Annotated in this window: 18 protein-coding genes; 5 read left to right on the top strand and 13 right to left on the bottom strand. The window is 40.6% G+C overall.

What is annotated here, in order from left to right; translation table 11 throughout:
• Positions 1–7 precede the first annotated feature (7 nt).
• Together V1L52_RS07810 and V1L52_RS07805 are read left to right on the top strand one after the other, a co-directional pair.
• A complete protein-coding gene (locus V1L52_RS07810) occupies positions 8–469 on the top strand; it encodes an FtsB family cell division protein (protein ID WP_428768514.1) in 462 nt (153 codons plus the stop codon).
• The gene (locus tag V1L52_RS07805; protein ID WP_428768512.1) at positions 435–1,019 is read left to right on the top strand and encodes an L-threonylcarbamoyladenylate synthase; all 585 of its coding nucleotides are present in this window, start codon (positions 435–437) and stop codon (positions 1,017–1,019) included. The genes V1L52_RS07810 and V1L52_RS07805 overlap by 35 nt, the downstream gene beginning before the upstream one ends.
• Positions 1,020–1,070: 51 nt before the next feature.
• On the opposite strand, the gene V1L52_RS07800 is transcribed toward V1L52_RS07805, so the two are convergent.
• Entirely contained in the window at positions 1,071–1,958 is an 888-nt protein-coding gene (locus tag V1L52_RS07800; protein WP_428768511.1) for a TP0183 family DNA metabolism protein, read from the bottom strand.
• A complete protein-coding gene (smpB, locus tag V1L52_RS07795) occupies positions 1,958–2,425 on the bottom strand; it encodes an SsrA-binding protein SmpB (RefSeq protein ID WP_428768509.1) in 468 nt (155 codons plus the stop codon). Before smpB ends, V1L52_RS07800 begins: the two co-directional genes overlap by 1 nt.
• Positions 2,426–2,679: 254 nt before the next feature.
• On the opposite strand from smpB, the gene aroH reads away from it, so the two are divergent.
• Both aroH and V1L52_RS07785 read left to right on the top strand, forming a co-directional pair.
• Positions 2,680–3,069, top strand: coding sequence for a chorismate mutase (gene aroH / locus V1L52_RS07790; protein WP_428768507.1), 390 nt, complete (start codon positions 2,680–2,682; stop codon positions 3,067–3,069).
• Positions 3,070–3,077: 8 nt separating this feature from the next.
• Positions 3,078–4,661, top strand: a complete 1,584-nt coding sequence (locus tag V1L52_RS07785) for a glycogen synthase (RefSeq protein WP_428768505.1) — start codon at positions 3,078–3,080, stop codon at positions 4,659–4,661.
• A 279-nt stretch (positions 4,662–4,940) separates the two neighbouring features.
• Here V1L52_RS07785 and V1L52_RS07780 read toward each other — a convergent pair whose 3' ends face one another.
• The 11 genes from V1L52_RS07780 to V1L52_RS07730 all read right to left on the bottom strand — a co-directional run bounded on the left by V1L52_RS07780 (position 4,941) and on the right by V1L52_RS07730 (position 10,949).
• On the bottom strand, positions 4,941–5,495 hold the full coding sequence (locus V1L52_RS07780) for a hypothetical protein (protein ID WP_428768503.1): 555 nt from the start codon (positions 5,493–5,495) through the stop codon (positions 4,941–4,943).
• 178 nt (positions 5,496–5,673) lie between these two features.
• A complete protein-coding gene (locus V1L52_RS07775; protein WP_428768502.1) occupies positions 5,674–6,078 on the bottom strand; it encodes a type II toxin-antitoxin system HicB family antitoxin in 405 nt (134 codons plus the stop codon).
• Between the two features lie 20 nt (positions 6,079–6,098).
• Positions 6,099–6,257 carry a type II toxin-antitoxin system HicA family toxin gene (locus V1L52_RS07770; protein ID WP_428771810.1) on the bottom strand — a complete coding sequence of 53 codons (159 nt, stop codon included), beginning with the start codon at positions 6,255–6,257 and terminating at the stop codon, positions 6,099–6,101.
• Positions 6,258–6,514: 257 nt separating this feature from the next.
• Positions 6,515–6,925, bottom strand: a complete 411-nt coding sequence (locus V1L52_RS07765; RefSeq protein WP_428768500.1) for a putative toxin-antitoxin system toxin component, PIN family — start codon at positions 6,923–6,925, stop codon at positions 6,515–6,517.
• The gene (locus V1L52_RS07760; RefSeq protein ID WP_428768498.1) at positions 6,922–7,170 is read right to left on the bottom strand and encodes an AbrB/MazE/SpoVT family DNA-binding domain-containing protein; all 249 of its coding nucleotides are present in this window, start codon (positions 7,168–7,170) and stop codon (positions 6,922–6,924) included. The genes V1L52_RS07765 and V1L52_RS07760 overlap by 4 nt, the downstream gene beginning before the upstream one ends.
• A gap of 270 nt (positions 7,171–7,440) precedes the next feature.
• Positions 7,441–7,656: a hypothetical protein gene (locus tag V1L52_RS07755; protein WP_428768496.1), complete on the bottom strand. Its 216-nt coding sequence runs from the start codon at positions 7,654–7,656 to the stop codon at positions 7,441–7,443.
• Between the two features lie 144 nt (positions 7,657–7,800).
• Positions 7,801–8,493 carry a DUF6994 family protein gene (locus V1L52_RS07750; protein WP_428768494.1) on the bottom strand — a complete coding sequence of 231 codons (693 nt, stop codon included), beginning with the start codon at positions 8,491–8,493 and terminating at the stop codon, positions 7,801–7,803.
• 192 nt (positions 8,494–8,685) lie between these two features.
• Positions 8,686–8,988: a BrnA antitoxin family protein gene (locus tag V1L52_RS07745; RefSeq protein WP_428768492.1), complete on the bottom strand. Its 303-nt coding sequence runs from the start codon at positions 8,986–8,988 to the stop codon at positions 8,686–8,688.
• Positions 8,966–9,253, bottom strand: a complete 288-nt coding sequence (locus V1L52_RS07740) for a BrnT family toxin (RefSeq protein WP_428768490.1) — start codon at positions 9,251–9,253, stop codon at positions 8,966–8,968. The genes V1L52_RS07745 and V1L52_RS07740 overlap by 23 nt, the downstream gene beginning before the upstream one ends.
• A 503-nt stretch (positions 9,254–9,756) precedes the next feature.
• On the bottom strand, positions 9,757–10,422 hold the full coding sequence (locus V1L52_RS07735) for a DUF2715 domain-containing protein (protein WP_428771808.1): 666 nt from the start codon (positions 10,420–10,422) through the stop codon (positions 9,757–9,759).
• 5 nt (positions 10,423–10,427) lie between these two features.
• Positions 10,428–10,949, bottom strand: a complete 522-nt coding sequence (locus tag V1L52_RS07730) for a hypothetical protein (protein WP_428768488.1) — start codon at positions 10,947–10,949, stop codon at positions 10,428–10,430.
• Between the two features lie 326 nt (positions 10,950–11,275).
• Here V1L52_RS07730 and uvrA point away from each other — a divergent pair, with 326 nt between their 5' ends.
• Positions 11,276–14,221: an excinuclease ABC subunit UvrA gene (gene uvrA / locus V1L52_RS07725; protein WP_428768486.1), complete on the top strand. Its 2,946-nt coding sequence runs from the start codon at positions 11,276–11,278 to the stop codon at positions 14,219–14,221.

Here is a 14,221-nt window from a genome sequence, read left to right as displayed (position 1 = left end):
TAAAAATATGAACAGGTTTCATTTTTTATTGTCGATAGCGGTTTCCGTTGCGGTGTATGTCTGTATCGGTGTTTTATGGGGCCGTGAAGGCATTTGGGCATATAATCAATTACAAAAGCAAAAAATTATTATGAGTATAGCGGCCGAACACTTGCAGGATATAAATTCCCGTCTTCAAGCCGAACGGACGGCCCTGCAAAAAGATGCCGATGTTATCGCCTCGTATGCAAAAAAATTGGGTTATGTATCTTCAGGAGAGCGTTTGGTAAAAATTACCGGTTTGGAAGAAAAACCGCTTACGGTATATGATCCGGGAACAAAGGTTTCCCGAACCGAGATTATTTTTATTCCGGAATGGCTCGCTAAGGGAATAGGCTTGGCCGTGTTCTTTTTTTATAATTTTATAGCTTCCGTTCTGCTTCTGGTACGCCGCCATGGTTTTACAAAAGTCGGATCCGAACAGTATTGAGTTATGCGCTGCGGCCCTTATGCGCTCGGAAGTGATTATTATTCCGACCGACACGGTATACGGTTTTTCGGGGATTGTGCCCGAAAGTGAAGAGCGTATACGAAGCATAAAGGGACGCGACGAAGCAAAGCCCTTTATTCAGCTTATAGCCGATCCCGCAGACTTTGCCTTGTACGGAAGTTCTCCTATTCCTCCTGAAATTGCGGCTTTACTTCCCGGAGCTTTAACGCTGATTGTAAAAAGTGCCCCGGGTTTTTCGGCCGGGACCTCGATAAATGCTCTCGAAACCACCGCTTTTCGCTGTCCCGACGATGATTGGCTTCGCTCATTAATACGGCTGTGCGGAAAGCCTCTGTATTCGACGAGCGTTAACAGAAGCGGTTTTCCCGTATTGAGCGACGTAACAATAATGGAAAAAGAATTCGCAAAAGACGTATTTTATATCGTGGACGGCGGAAAGCAAAAAGAAGAGCTTCCTTCAACGATTGTGGATTTAAGCGGAAAAGAACCGAAGGTTATCCGTCAGGGGGCTGTCCGTATTGATCTATAAGTAGGGCGGATTGTATAAAAAGCGGCTTACTTTTTGGCAGCTGCCGGCTTTTTAGCGGCGCCATTCTACGGGGATGCTTCCCTGCTTTATTGACAGCACACCTGAGGCATCGTATTCCGCAACAAGGCTTGATTTTATCCCCTGCATAAGAGAACCGTTTTTGATTGTCAACTCCCAGCGTATCGGTTCGGCTTCGGGGGCCTTGATTAAAGCCGTTTCGCGCGGGATCTCCGGGAAAAAAGAAGCATCGGGCTTGCTTTGCTGAATTGCCGTCAGGGTATTGCCGTTTATGCTGACGCTTATATTCATTGAAGCTCCGTTTTTAAAAATGACAAAACCTCTTCCGCCGCGCAGAAGGACGATTTTATCGATATGATTTTCTCCGAACCAGGTGCCCGATATATTACCCGCTCCCGCTGTTCCGCTTTCATTGGATGAATCCGCCGAAGCCCTGTCTTTCGGATGAGGGGCGGGAGAGCCTGTTGTATTGCCGGTATTGAACTGTTTTATAAGGGAGGTTAAAGAGTTTTTCGCTTCCATGAGGATTTTATAGTATCCCTCGTAGGTATTTTCCTGTACCGATTCTTTACCGCTTGCGGCTTCCACTAAATGCATTTTTGAAAGCCACTCGCCGTTTTTTTCGTGTATTTCGGCATAAAACAAAAAATCGTTCGGAGAATGTTCTTTAACAAGGGCCGCCGAATATTCTGTGCCGCGTTTATCGCGGATATTGAACAGCCCCAAAGCGCTTAACTGCGAAAAAAGCAAATCCTGAGTCATCTTGATTGCCGCAGGGTCTCCGGCCGATGTTGAGGAAGCGGGAGCTGCATAAAAATACAATGCCGGTTTTTCGGCTTGGGTATATCCCGATAAGCATACGAAAAATACGCTGAAAACCGATAGAAGTTTTTTTAAACGGCATTGTATAATGCTGGTCATTACCCGTTTAACCCCTTGCGGAAGTCCCGCTGCATATCGCGCTGTACATCACGTTCGCGTATATCCGCTCTCTTATCATACTGTTTTTTACCGCGGCATAGGCCCAAATTGACTTTTACCCTCCCGTTTTTAAGATAAAAATCAAGGGGAATCAAAGTTACACCCTTTTCTTCAACCTTTCGGTTCAGTCTTTTTATTTCGTCGCGGTGCAAAAGCAGCTTTTTCGGACGGTCGGGTTCATGGTTAAAAACCGATGAATAAAAATATTCCGATATATGCATCTGCTTTAACCATACTTCTCCGTCTATAATTTCGGCAAAAGCATCGGGAAATGAAATGTTTCCGGCTTTAACCGATTTTACTTCCGTCCCTTTTAATTCAATACCGCATTCCAAGGATTCGGTTATCGTATAATTAAAACGCGCTTTTCTGTTTTGTGCAATCATTTTGACGCCTGCGGTATTCATACGGACAGTATACGCTATGTGAGCGAAACTCTCAAGAGGGAGGCCATGACTTCCGTGGGCACAGCGAATCCGGATTAAACAGCAGGGAGCGCGGAGAACGCAAAGAACAGAAGCAGCTGTATCGACTTCGGACGGGAACATATTCGGGCTTTTTTTGTATTCTTGACAGTCTTTGCGGTGTTTTTAGATACAAAAAATGCGCACATAAAAATCGGCGTTGACTTTTTGGGCGGGTAGGGGGTACAATAGTTTTTATGCACACAAAGCGTTTATACGGAATACGGGGTGCGGTTTGTACGGAAAACAGGCCCGATGCTGTAAAAGATGCCGTTTGTACTTTAATTCGCGGACTTTTTGAAAAAAACGGTATCAGCGACGAAGACGACATCGTATCGGTTCAATTTACGGTTACCGATGACTTGGACTGCCTTAATCCCGCTGCGGCTTTACGCAGGGAAGGTCTGTGTGCCCGTACTCCTCTTTTTTGTGCTGCGGAGCCTCGAATAAAAGGAGCGCTGCCTAAAACCGTACGCGTTTTAATCACCGCTTATCTTGCGGTTTGTGATGCGGATAAAAAGCCCGTTCATCTCTATCTCGGCGAAGCGCAAAAGCTGCGTCCGGACTTGTGTACCGAACAAAAGTAATGAAGTATATGTTTGGAAAAAAAAGTATTTGGATTGTAAGCCGCGAGTATGCGGGGATTGCCGAAGCGGGGGGTGTTAAAAACGTTACCGCATCATTGGCCGAAGGTTTGCACAACGAAGGTTTCGATGTAAGCGTTTTTATTCCCCTGTACGGGTGTACCGTTTTGGATGAAGTCACGGATTTTACCCCTGTAGGAGAAAGTTCCGTGATACGATCGGAACACAGGGAATACACGGTACGGTTTGCACGGGGAAATTTTAAAGGAGTCCGCTTTGTTTTTATTATGCATTCGGGGTTTTCCGAAAAAGCGGCTGTGTATACCTACACCGAAGAAGAAGAGCGGATAAATCCCCGTCATGTGCAGGGAAGCGGTCATGAAGATTCTCTTTTATTGAATGTACTCTTTCAAAAAGGCGTGCTTGAATACGGCCTCTTTTGTGTAAAAAACGGAGGAAATGCCCTTCCCGATATTATTCATTGTCAGGATGCGACTGCGGCTTTGGTTCCCTTTATAGCAAGAAACGATGATGCATACCGCTCTTGTTATAAGGATACGGCGTTTGCGGTAACGATTCACAATGCGGGAAACGGGTACCGGCACGAAATGCCCGGTCTTTCGCAAGCCGCCTCTCTTTTAAACATGGACGAAACCCTTTTTAACGGAGCTCTTATCGCAGGCCATGCCGAACCCTATCTGTTGGCGGAAAAATATGCGGCTTTAACCACCGTCTCTCCCTGGTATGCAAAAGAACTTTGCGACCCCGAAAATGAAGATGCCGGCGCTCTTTCAAAGGAATTTGCCGGGCGCGGTATACGGATTACCGGTATTACAAACGGCATTGAATACGAAAAGTACGACCCGCGAGATACCGCCGTTTCGATGCTGCCCGTTCCCTTTAATCCGGCTGCGGGAGACTTTAAAGGTAAATACGCATGCCGTACTGAACTGTTGAACCGCTATGCTTTAGAACGCTACGGCAATCTCTGTTCCGAAAGCGGTTTGTACCAATACGGTTTTATAGAGTGCGCGGAAAATGCGGTCTTTTTTTCGTATCACGGAAGAATCGTCCATCAAAAGGGGACGAATATTTTAGCGGAAGCGGCTCAAATCGTTATGGAGCGGAATAAGGATACGCGTTTTATCGTAACGGGACAGGGGGCCACCGAACTCGAAAAACAGCAGGCTTCTCTTGCCCTGCGTTTTCCCGGCCGCTATCTTTATCTTCGCGGTTATAATCGTCCTTCGGCGCGCCTGTGCGTTGCGGTAAGCGATTTTATCGTGCTTCCCAGTATTTTTGAGCCCTGCGGTCTGGAAGACCTTATCGCTCAAATCTACGGAACACTTCCGGTCGCCCATGCCTGCGGAGGCTTGCAAAAAATCGAGGACGGAAAAACCGGCTTTTTGTATCAAGACAACAGTCCCCATGTCCTTGCCGAGCTTCTTTTGGATTTGGCGGAGCAAAGGCGAAAAAATCCCGCACATTTTGAACAGCTTGCAGTCCAAGCCGCCCTCAGCGTGCAAATCCGCTTTTCGTGGAAAAAGATAATCAAAACTTCTTATATTCCTTTTTACGAGGGGTTAAGGCCTTAAACCGTATGAGGCTCGGATAAAGCACTGATAGTCTTTATCACTGATAACAATTGTGCCGTCAGGCATCATATATGCAACTTCATTTAAATACCCTTTGTTATGTAATTTTATTTTATAATTAAAATAAATAATAAACTTCTTATAAAACCGAGAACAATTCCAAAAAAAATAGTCTGTTTTAAAGTTCTCTGTATTTTCACCTTTTCTCCGATTTAGAGGTTTCCTGCACCGTTCTCATAATATTGTTTTAAACCGCAGAGCGGCTTGACAGGATATGGGCTATGAACTTATGTTAGGCGGTTTTTTATCTATTATAAATTGAAATACATCCGGCAAAGCAAAATCATAGACATCGCTTATATCAATATTATAATATGATTTTACCTTATCTATGATTCCTTTTTTTATTCTTTTTTTCTTGTCAGCATCAACATCACAATAAAAGTGCTCCAGATATGTTTCATCAGAATAAAATCCTTTGTAAAAATCCGTACCAAGAATTTTATCAAAAAATTCTACTGCAAAATTCTCATTTTCCAAAATTTTTTTAGCTGATGCAAATTCTAATTCTTTTTTTTCCCATGGTTTTGGTACATATTCATTATTTTTTTTGTATAAATCGAAATTTTCACAAAGCTTTACAAATGCTTCTTTGAAATTTTTACCGTGTCCAACCATTCCGGTCCAAAAGAGAATTCGTACGCCAAATTTTATATTTTCTTGCTGTGCATTCTTATTTTTATAATAAAACACCGGATAATCAGATATTTTTAATGAATTTTGTTTTCTTTTATTTGCTAATGTAAGCGGAATTATTAAATTCTTTAAAATCATAGAATTATTTTATCCGTATAAAATTCCGCCGGCAAGTTTTTCCTGCGCAAACAAGAAGATCGGTAATACGGAAATTAATAAAACATATAAAACTGTTCTTCTTTTCATTTTTCACTCCTTACAAAGCCGGCCGGCGGCTTGCCTGTAATATCAGCATTAAAGCGGGTATTAGAAGATTTTACATCGCTCCTGCATATTTTTCTACTATCGTATTCTGTAATAATTGTGAAAAATTTACATTATTTTTTTCTGCAAGCGTATTTACCCATTTCGGAAGCGTTATATTTTTTCTTACGCATTTACTTGAATATTTTTCACTATACGAATCCATATCTATAATAAGCATATTTATAAAACTTTTATTATCAGGCAATTTTATTTTTGTAGGCTCACTTGCTTTAGGCACAGCATTCCCTTCCTCGATTTCCGTTAATATCCAACCTGATGCCGCATCTATTCCCATTTCTATCGCTTCTATAAGAGAAAAACCTCCGGAAACACAGCCTTTCAAGTCGGGAAATTCTACGCTATAACTATTATCTTCTTCACAATATGTTATTATTGCCGGATATGCTAATTTCATTTTATATTCCTCCATTATCCTTATTTCAGATCAGCCTGCTTTAAAATTGCTTTCACTGTTCCTATCGGTATATCTCCCCTATGATTCGGTACCGTAACTTTTCCCGATTTTACAGCATGTTTATATTGATTATGAGAACCTTTTGATGCCGCAAAATACCAACCATCAGCCTTTGGTATTTTTTTTCTATCTCTTTTACCGTCATTTTACGTCTAATTATATTATACGCATTATGCGCATAATTGTCAAATAGTTATTATAGTAAAATACAGCGTTTTTAGCAAAATAAGCCATTAATTTGGGTTTTACACTTTAATTTACAAAAAACATGCACCATTTTTTCAAAATTGCAGTTAATTGTGCCGTAAGGCATTTGTCCAACACTCGCTTAACCTGCATTTGCGGCTCCTCCGCAATGTCGGCTTTGAAGCGGGTGTTAGGTTGTTTCTTCAATCAAGTCAAAATATTTTGTCGGCGTAAAAATTAATGGTTTATCAATTTTTATATCTTCAAAATCTTTGTCTCCGGTAATCAAAATATCGGAATCAGATAAAATTGCAGATGCAAGAACAGGTAAATCTTTTGTGTCCCGAATTTTTGGATATTGATTTTCATCAATTTCCTGCGGACTTTTAAATTCTTCAAAACTAATTCCATCAAAAAAAACACTCAACAGTTCTTTTTTCAACGGAAATTTCTTTTCAAAAACCTCTTCGCATTCTTCCCTTGTGTATGAAGAAATTATCACCGTATGCTTTGCAAGCAAATGGGAAAAAACTCTAGCCGTTTTACCATTAGGAAAAAGTATTGCAGAAATAACGATATTTGTATCTACAAAAACTCTCAACGTGCTTTCCGTAATTCCTTGATATAATTAATAACATCATCTTCTGTTTGAAAGTCTGCTTTTTTTGCTTCTCCTTGCATTTGAGCTTGAATATTTGATAAAGTTATTTGAGAAGCGTTTGTAATATAAATTTTTCCTCTACTTTCTTCAAAAAAAACTTTATCGCCGGTTTTTAATCCAAGCAGATTTCTTATCGTAAGCGGAATTGTAATCTGACCTTTTGAAGTTACTTTTGCAAGTTCCATAAAACACCTCCTTACTTTCCTTACTTATACTATGCCGCAATTAGGTACTTGCTGTCAATAAGTTTTATTAAATATTTTCTATATTTTTTAATTGGAAAAACATAAGTCCTATTTAAGTTTACATCTGTTATCTCTATAATTTTTCGTAACATTGCATATTTTGTTGCTTTATATTATTTATATTAATCGTAAAGACTTTTGCATATGTTATGTTATTTTTATGTATTAGTTACTAACAATATACAAAAGTCAATATTCATATCTGCTAAATTATGTGCATGCACGCATAAATCTATCAATAACTTGAGAAAATTTTTGATAACTTCTCAAATTATTAAAAGCGGTATTATATGAGGCTCGGCTATTTTTGTAAAATTGTTTTGCGCTAAAAGGATTTTTGCTTCCAATGTCAAGATATACAGCTTTCCGTGTATTATTTGTTTCATTTTCTCTTATTTTTTCCAATGAATCTACATCTTTTCTCATTTTAACATCTTCGTATCTTGGTCAAAGCTTCTCAAATATCATTTTCTGCATTCCACTTAATAATATTAGCGGTTAGCTTGTCAACCTAATTTCCGCTTAACCTGCATTTGCGGCTCCTCCGCAATGTCGGCTTTGAAGCGGGTGTTAGGCGTTATTTCTTATAAATGTAGAAATTCTTTCATTCCGCTTTGAAAGTTTCTCTAATTCAACTTTTACCATATAATAATATTGTTCTATATTATTTGGCAATGGATCACCATTAAATATCTCTTTTTCATTACACCAAAAGTCAACCTCACTATAATTAGCTGAAACAAAATCTTGCAGAAAAAAGAAATTTACATAACCCTCAAAATCCACAAATAAATCAAAAAAAGCTTCATCTTCTTCAAGCGTTTTTGATAAAGGACTATCTTGTGCTTGCAATGGGTTTTCTTTTGACTTATAAAATCTCCTTATACATTCAAGGGTTAAATCAAATCTATCTCTTATTAGTCGATTCCTTCCACGCTGAACATTTATACTATTAATTCTTTTGGGAAAAATAATACTTCCACCAATTGTATATGTTTTATTTATAAATTCTTCATTTGTTTGTTTATATTTTGAATTATGTTTCTTTATTTCCCAGATAACAGGATATTGCTCATAACAAAAATTATTAAAAATTATATCACTTCCAAATCTAAAGTTTTTCCATGTTAAGTAGTAATATGAAGATTTACCAATATCGAGTTTCATGATTTCTTTGTTTGGTAGCTCTCTGCTATAAAGTATTTTATTATAGTTTTGTAATGTTTTACTTTTTGAATCAGGATCACAACCATTATTAAACATTCCAAGCCCTTTTCTGCTTAACCAATATCATCCCAAAAACCAGGTGTATCGGTTGTAAAATTATAATTAACATTTATTTCTTTTATATTTTCCATTTTGCGGTCGCTCCGTCGGCCGTCCGTATAACTTCTCGCTTAACCTGCAAACGGGCTCAGTCCCGTTTGTCAGCGTTGAAGCGGGTGTCAGGTTTATTTAGCCTAAAACGGCTTTTCTTAGAATATTATTAATTCTTGTCTGATAACCTTTTCCGGTCGCTTTTAGAGCCGCAAGAACATCGTTGTCTATTCTTAAATTTATTGCGGTCTTTTTTACAGAAACTTTATAAATATCATTTCCATTTGGATGAACTTCATACCATGGTTTGAAATTCTTTAATTGCAAGTCTGTCATTTCCGGACAATCTTCTGTAATTACAGGTTTTGCTGAATTAATAATTTTTTTATCTTCTTCTGTAAGTGGACTTTTTACTAAATCATCTAATGTCATAGTTTTCATAATATTCAGCCTCCTCTTTGGGCGTTGCTCTTCGTGCAGAAATTATTCTTATATTTCTTTCACCTCGTTCTGTATATACAACAAAAAGAACTCTTTCTACACATCCAATTACATTATATCTTTCTTCTGATTCATTCGAATGTTTTGTATCCAAAGTTTCAATTCGTTTTGCATCAAGAAAAACTCTTGCTGCATATTCAAAAGAAATTCCGTCATGAATTCTTTTGTTCTTGGTATTTTTATTTTCATCCCATTCAAATGTCATTTATGCTTCCTGTATGTATTATATTTTGTATATACAACAAATGTCAATAAATAAAAATACATACACGTTTGACTTATTTAGATTTTTCATCTACAAATTAGTATCAATCAATGTTATTTTTATATTATTTAAGAAATTTTCATGATTTTTTTGGGTCTTTTCAATTTATGCAGAACTTTTTTCTTGCGAAAATAAGTATGATACATACTACTAAAAATATCAATGAAACTGGTAAAACTAATATCACAAGAAAATATTCTTACGATTTTATTTTAATCATTCGATAAATTAATATATATATAAATATGTATCGGATTATTTTCTTATTCAGTAACTAGTGCCGCAGAGCGGCATCAACCTAACTTCCGCTTAACCTGCATTTGCGGCTCCTCCGCAATGTCGGCTTTGAAGCGGGTGTTAGGTAATTTTTTTTCAATATTCTTATTACAAAGTTGCACTATAAATGATTGTACTTTCAGCGGTATTTAAAAAAAGCACCAAAGTTAAAGTCTAAAAGTTGCGGCTACCCTTAAGGTAAAAACATTACCGAAGCCGACTGTCCCGCCGACTTTATTATTATCATCTGCAATATTCGGTTTTTCCTTGCTAAGTAAAAGCCCTGAAAAGCTTATCATATCATGCAAGCCTACAGTAATGCCGAAATGCTTTGTAAAAATATATTGAAAGCCGAGATGCAAAGCAACCGGTGTCCATGCATGATAAAAATTCTCAAGCCGCTGTTTATTTAGGTGTGTCCAAAACCTACCTAATGCAAAACCGGGACCGATACCGGCATGAATACTGAAAGGCTGTTGAATTCCATACGTATAACCGAACAGCATTTGACCGTCCCATATAAACCCTTTTGTTTTGATTGTTTCATTACCGAATCCGCCTTTTTTATACATGGTAATAGGAAACGCTGCGTTATTAATGAGACTGAATGTAAAACCGTTTTTTTCATGAATAAAATGCATATCAAGCCCCATCGAAGGAGCGGAAATGGTATATGTTACAGCTTTATCTGAAAGCTCAAGTTTTTCTCCGGTGATAATAAGTTCATGACTCCGAACGGTATACGCTGAAAATCCGATACCCGGAGAAAAAACTATTTCTGCAGCAAAACTATGTACCGCACAGCCTATAATACATAAAAAAGACACTATCATTTTTTTCATTGGTGTACCTCCAATGTAACTTCATTATTGAGTACGGAAATCAAATAAGACATCGCTTTCTCATATACCTCTTGAGAGACTTGTTTAGCAGTAGTATATCCCCATATATTCGCCCGTTTGGTTGTTTCATAAATGTCCCAGCTTCCAAGAAGCTTATTATCAGCATTTTTGAGTATTACTTTTAATTTGATTTCACCATGCCATTCATTGCGCGTAAAGAAACTTTTGTATTCAATGACATCAACTGTTAGAGTAGATTCTACATCAGATAACGGAGCAGCTTTCGATAAAGATTGAGTTAATTGTTTTTGTATACTGTTGCATACATCATCGGGATAGACTGCAAGTCTGTAATCGGTTACGATGACTTTGGTGCTACTTGCTGACAAATTACTTAAAGTAATATCATTTTTTATAACCTGTGGAGTTATGTAACGTACCGACGCACAACCTGTAACGATAACGAAAATCAAAAAAGTGATAAATGTACTAATACATTTTTTAGTTTTATTCTGCACACAAACACTCCTTATTTTGGTCTGCAAATATCCTCTAAAAATCCTATAAAAGAAATTTAGAGAATATTCTTGCTTATAATCTTCTATATCATATCACGGAGAACGGCAATTTTCAATCTAAACTGCTTTAAAACAAAATAGCAAACCTTTCTACCATAATATATAGTAGGTAGAACAACAACAGGCAGATTAGGCTATCTTCATTAGACGGACTGAAATTCAAGACCGCTTTTTTGCCGATTTCCGCCTATGCTGATTATATTGAATTGCCGAGTTTTAAGACTGTCCCGATTGAATTTGAGCCTTTTTTGGGCTATACTGAATGTATGTCTGCAAGCAATACATTGATTGTCAAAGGTGCGCGCGAGCACAACTTAAAAAATATAGATGTCGAGCTTCCGCGCGATAAGCTGGTTGTTATTTCCGGCTTGTCGGGTTCGGGAAAAAGCTCTTTAGCCTTCGATACTATCTTTGCCGAAGGGCAAAGGCGCTATGTGGAAAGTCTTTCGGCTTATGCGCGCCAGTTTTTGGGACGCATGGACAAGCCCGATATCGACTATATAGAAGGGCTGTCGCCCGCTATTTCAATTGAACAAAAAACCACCCACCGAAACCCGCGTTCCACCGTCGGAACGGTAACCGAAATTTACGACTATTACCGCCTGCTTTTTGCGCGCATAGGCGTACCCCACTGTCCGCTGTGCGGGCGCGAAATACGTGAGCAGTCCGTAGACCAAATTATAGATGCGATTACCGGCTGGGGGGAGGGAACCCGTATTCAGATTTTAGCCCCCGTTGTGCGCGGTAAAAAAGGCGAGCACCAAAAAATCATCGACGATGCAAAGGCCGCCGGCTTTGTTCGCGCCCGTATCGACGGCATTATGTGCAGCCTCGATGATCCGATAAAGCTTGATAAACAAAAAAAACATACGATAGAACTGGTTGTAGACCGCATTATACTCGGGCCGGATGTGCGCCGCCGCTTAGCCGATTCGGTTGAAACCGCCCTTACGAGCGCAAACGGTATTTTAATCGTTACGCGCCAAGTGCCTAAAACCGAAGCCGCCGCTGAAAAGCCGTCCGATGCCGCTGAAAAATCGGCGGCAGGGGAGGGAAGTGCGGCGCCTAACACCGAAACCGAACACTTTTTTTCGCAAAAAAACGCCTGTCCGGACTGTGCCGTGTCCTTTCCCGAAATGCAGCCGCGCCTTTTTTCGTTTAACAATCCCTTCGGCGCCTGCCCCGAATGTACGGGCTTGGGCGAAAAGATGGAATTCGATGCGGACTTGATTATTCCCGATAAGTCGCGCTCTTTTAACGAGGGCGGCATTATGTGCTATAATCCCGATTCGGCATGGAACCGCACCCGCTTTGAAGCCCTGGCCGCCTATGCGGGCTTTTCCCTCGAAGCACCCTTGGAAAGCTTAACGAAAAAACAGTGGGATATTTTATTCAACGGCTCAAAGGATTCGATTCAGTTTGTCTACGAAAAACAGGACGGTTCGGGCTATTCCTCTTACGACCAAAGGTGGCAGGGCCTCTATGCCGATTTACGCCGCCGTTACCGCGAATCCTATTCGGAAGCGCAGCGGGCGAGCTTGGAAAAACTGATGGCGCACCGCGAATGTCAAAGCTGTAAGGGAAGAAGGTTGAAACCCGAAGCCCTTGCGGTAACCGTCGGCGGCAAAAACATACACGAGCTTTGTTTGCTTTCCGTCGGCGATTCTTTAAAATTTTTTAATGCCTTAAAGCTTAGCGAAACCGAAAAGTTTATCGCTTCTCAAATAGAAAAGGAAATTAAAAACCGCCTTACCTTTTTAAAAAACGTCGGCCTCGATTATTTAACCCTCGACCGTCAAGCGGCGACCTTAAGCGGAGGCGAAGCCCAGCGTATACGGCTTGCAACGCAAATCGGTTCGAGTTTGGTAGGCGTTTTATATATTTTGGACGAGCCCTCAATCGGGCTTCACCAGCGCGATAACCAAAAACTTATCGACACCCTCGTTTATCTTCGCGACTTGGGCAATACGCTGATTGTCGTCGAGCATGACGAGCAAACCCTGCGCACCGCCGATTGGATTATCGACTTGGGGCCGGGAGCCGGTGTGCACGGGGGTTATGTTACTGCAGAGGGGCCGCCCGAAAAAGTCGCCCTGTGTAAAAAAAGCCTCACCGGGCAGTATTTGGCAGGAACGCTTACAATGGATATCCCCGAAAAGCGCAGGGAAGGCAATTCGCATATTCTTAAGCTTGAAGGGGTAAGCGAGCACAACTTAAAAAATATTTCAATAGAAATCCCCTTGGGAATGTTTACCTGCATTACGGGCGTCTCCGGTTCCGGAAAATCTACCCTGATAAGCGATGTGCTTTTTCCGCTTTTGTCCAATAAACTGATGCGCACCTCCCTTTCCGTAGGCGCATATAAATCGGTGGACGGCTTAAAGCACATCGATAAAGTGATTCACATAGACCAAAGCCCCATAGGACGCACGCCGCGTTCAAACCCTGCAACCTATGTCGGCGTGTTTAACGGCATACGCGATTTATACGCCTCCCTTCCGGAAGCGAAGGCAAAGGGCTATAAGCCCGGCCGCTTCAGTTTTAACGTCAAGGGCGGCCGCTGCGAAAACTGTCAGGGGGCCGGAACGATTACGATAGAAATGAACTTTTTATCCGACGTTTATATCACCTGCGATGTGTGCGGCGGAAAGCGCTTTAATAAAGAAACGCTTGAAGTGCGCTACAAGGGTAAAAATATAGCCGACGTTTTGGATATGACCATCGAAGAAGCCGCCGATTTTTTTGCCCACATTCCCCACGTCGCGCGCAAAATGCAAACCCTTTTGAGCGTCGGCTTGGGCTACATAAAACTGGGACAGTCCGCCCTTACCCTCAGCGGAGGAGAAGCCCAGCGCGTAAAACTTGCCAACGAGCTTTCCCGTCCGTCAACCGGAAAAACCCTGTACATACTCGACGAGCCGACAACCGGGCTTCACTTTGCCGACGTAAAACAGCTGATGGAAGTTATTCACTTGCTTGTCAATCAGGGCAACACTGTGGTGATGATTGAACACAATTTGGACGTGATTTTACAAGCCGACAATATTATCGATTTGGGGCCGGAAGGAGGCGAGGGCGGCGGCCGGGTGTTGGTAACGGGAAGGCCCGAAGAAGTTGCCTTGTGCGAAAAATCCTACACCGGGTACTACATAAAAGAGATGCTTGAGCGCAAAAAAACACAGGTTCCGGCATCGGCAAAAAAACGGGGATAA

The sequence above is a fragment of the Treponema sp. HNW genome, from assembly GCF_050320395.1.
GTDB lineage: Bacteria > Spirochaetota > Spirochaetia > Treponematales > Treponemataceae > Treponema_C.
Note: the sequence above shows the minus strand (reverse complement) of the source record. Positions and strands in the feature narration are given on the sequence as shown.

Coding starts and splice junctions, on each gene's coding strand:
- V1L52_RS07810 (WP_428768514.1), top strand. CDS start 8: ATGAACAGGTTTCATTTTTTATTGTCGATAGCGGTTTCCGTTGCGGTG.
- V1L52_RS07805 (WP_428768512.1), top strand. CDS start 435: ATGGTTTTACAAAAGTCGGATCCGAACAGTATTGAGTTATGCGCTGCG.
- V1L52_RS07800 (WP_428768511.1), bottom strand. CDS start 1,958: ATGACCAGCATTATACAATGCCGTTTAAAAAAACTTCTATCGGTTTTC.
- smpB (WP_428768509.1), bottom strand. CDS start 2,425: ATGAATACCGCAGGCGTCAAAATGATTGCACAAAACAGAAAAGCGCGT.
- aroH (WP_428768507.1), top strand. CDS start 2,680: ATGCACACAAAGCGTTTATACGGAATACGGGGTGCGGTTTGTACGGAA.
- V1L52_RS07785 (WP_428768505.1), top strand. CDS start 3,078: ATGTTTGGAAAAAAAAGTATTTGGATTGTAAGCCGCGAGTATGCGGGG.
- V1L52_RS07780 (WP_428768503.1), bottom strand. CDS start 5,495: ATGATTTTAAAGAATTTAATAATTCCGCTTACATTAGCAAATAAAAGA.
- V1L52_RS07775 (WP_428768502.1), bottom strand. CDS start 6,078: ATGAAATTAGCATATCCGGCAATAATAACATATTGTGAAGAAGATAAT.
- V1L52_RS07760 (WP_428768498.1), bottom strand. CDS start 7,170: ATGGAACTTGCAAAAGTAACTTCAAAAGGTCAGATTACAATTCCGCTT.
- V1L52_RS07755 (WP_428768496.1), bottom strand. CDS start 7,656: ATGAGAAAAGATGTAGATTCATTGGAAAAAATAAGAGAAAATGAAACA.
- V1L52_RS07750 (WP_428768494.1), bottom strand. CDS start 8,493: ATGTTTAATAATGGTTGTGATCCTGATTCAAAAAGTAAAACATTACAA.
- V1L52_RS07745 (WP_428768492.1), bottom strand. CDS start 8,988: ATGAAAACTATGACATTAGATGATTTAGTAAAAAGTCCACTTACAGAA.
- V1L52_RS07740 (WP_428768490.1), bottom strand. CDS start 9,253: ATGACATTTGAATGGGATGAAAATAAAAATACCAAGAACAAAAGAATT.
- V1L52_RS07735 (WP_428771808.1), bottom strand. CDS start 10,422: ATGATAGTGTCTTTTTTATGTATTATAGGCTGTGCGGTACATAGTTTT.
- uvrA (WP_428768486.1), top strand. CDS start 11,276: ATGTCTGCAAGCAATACATTGATTGTCAAAGGTGCGCGCGAGCACAAC.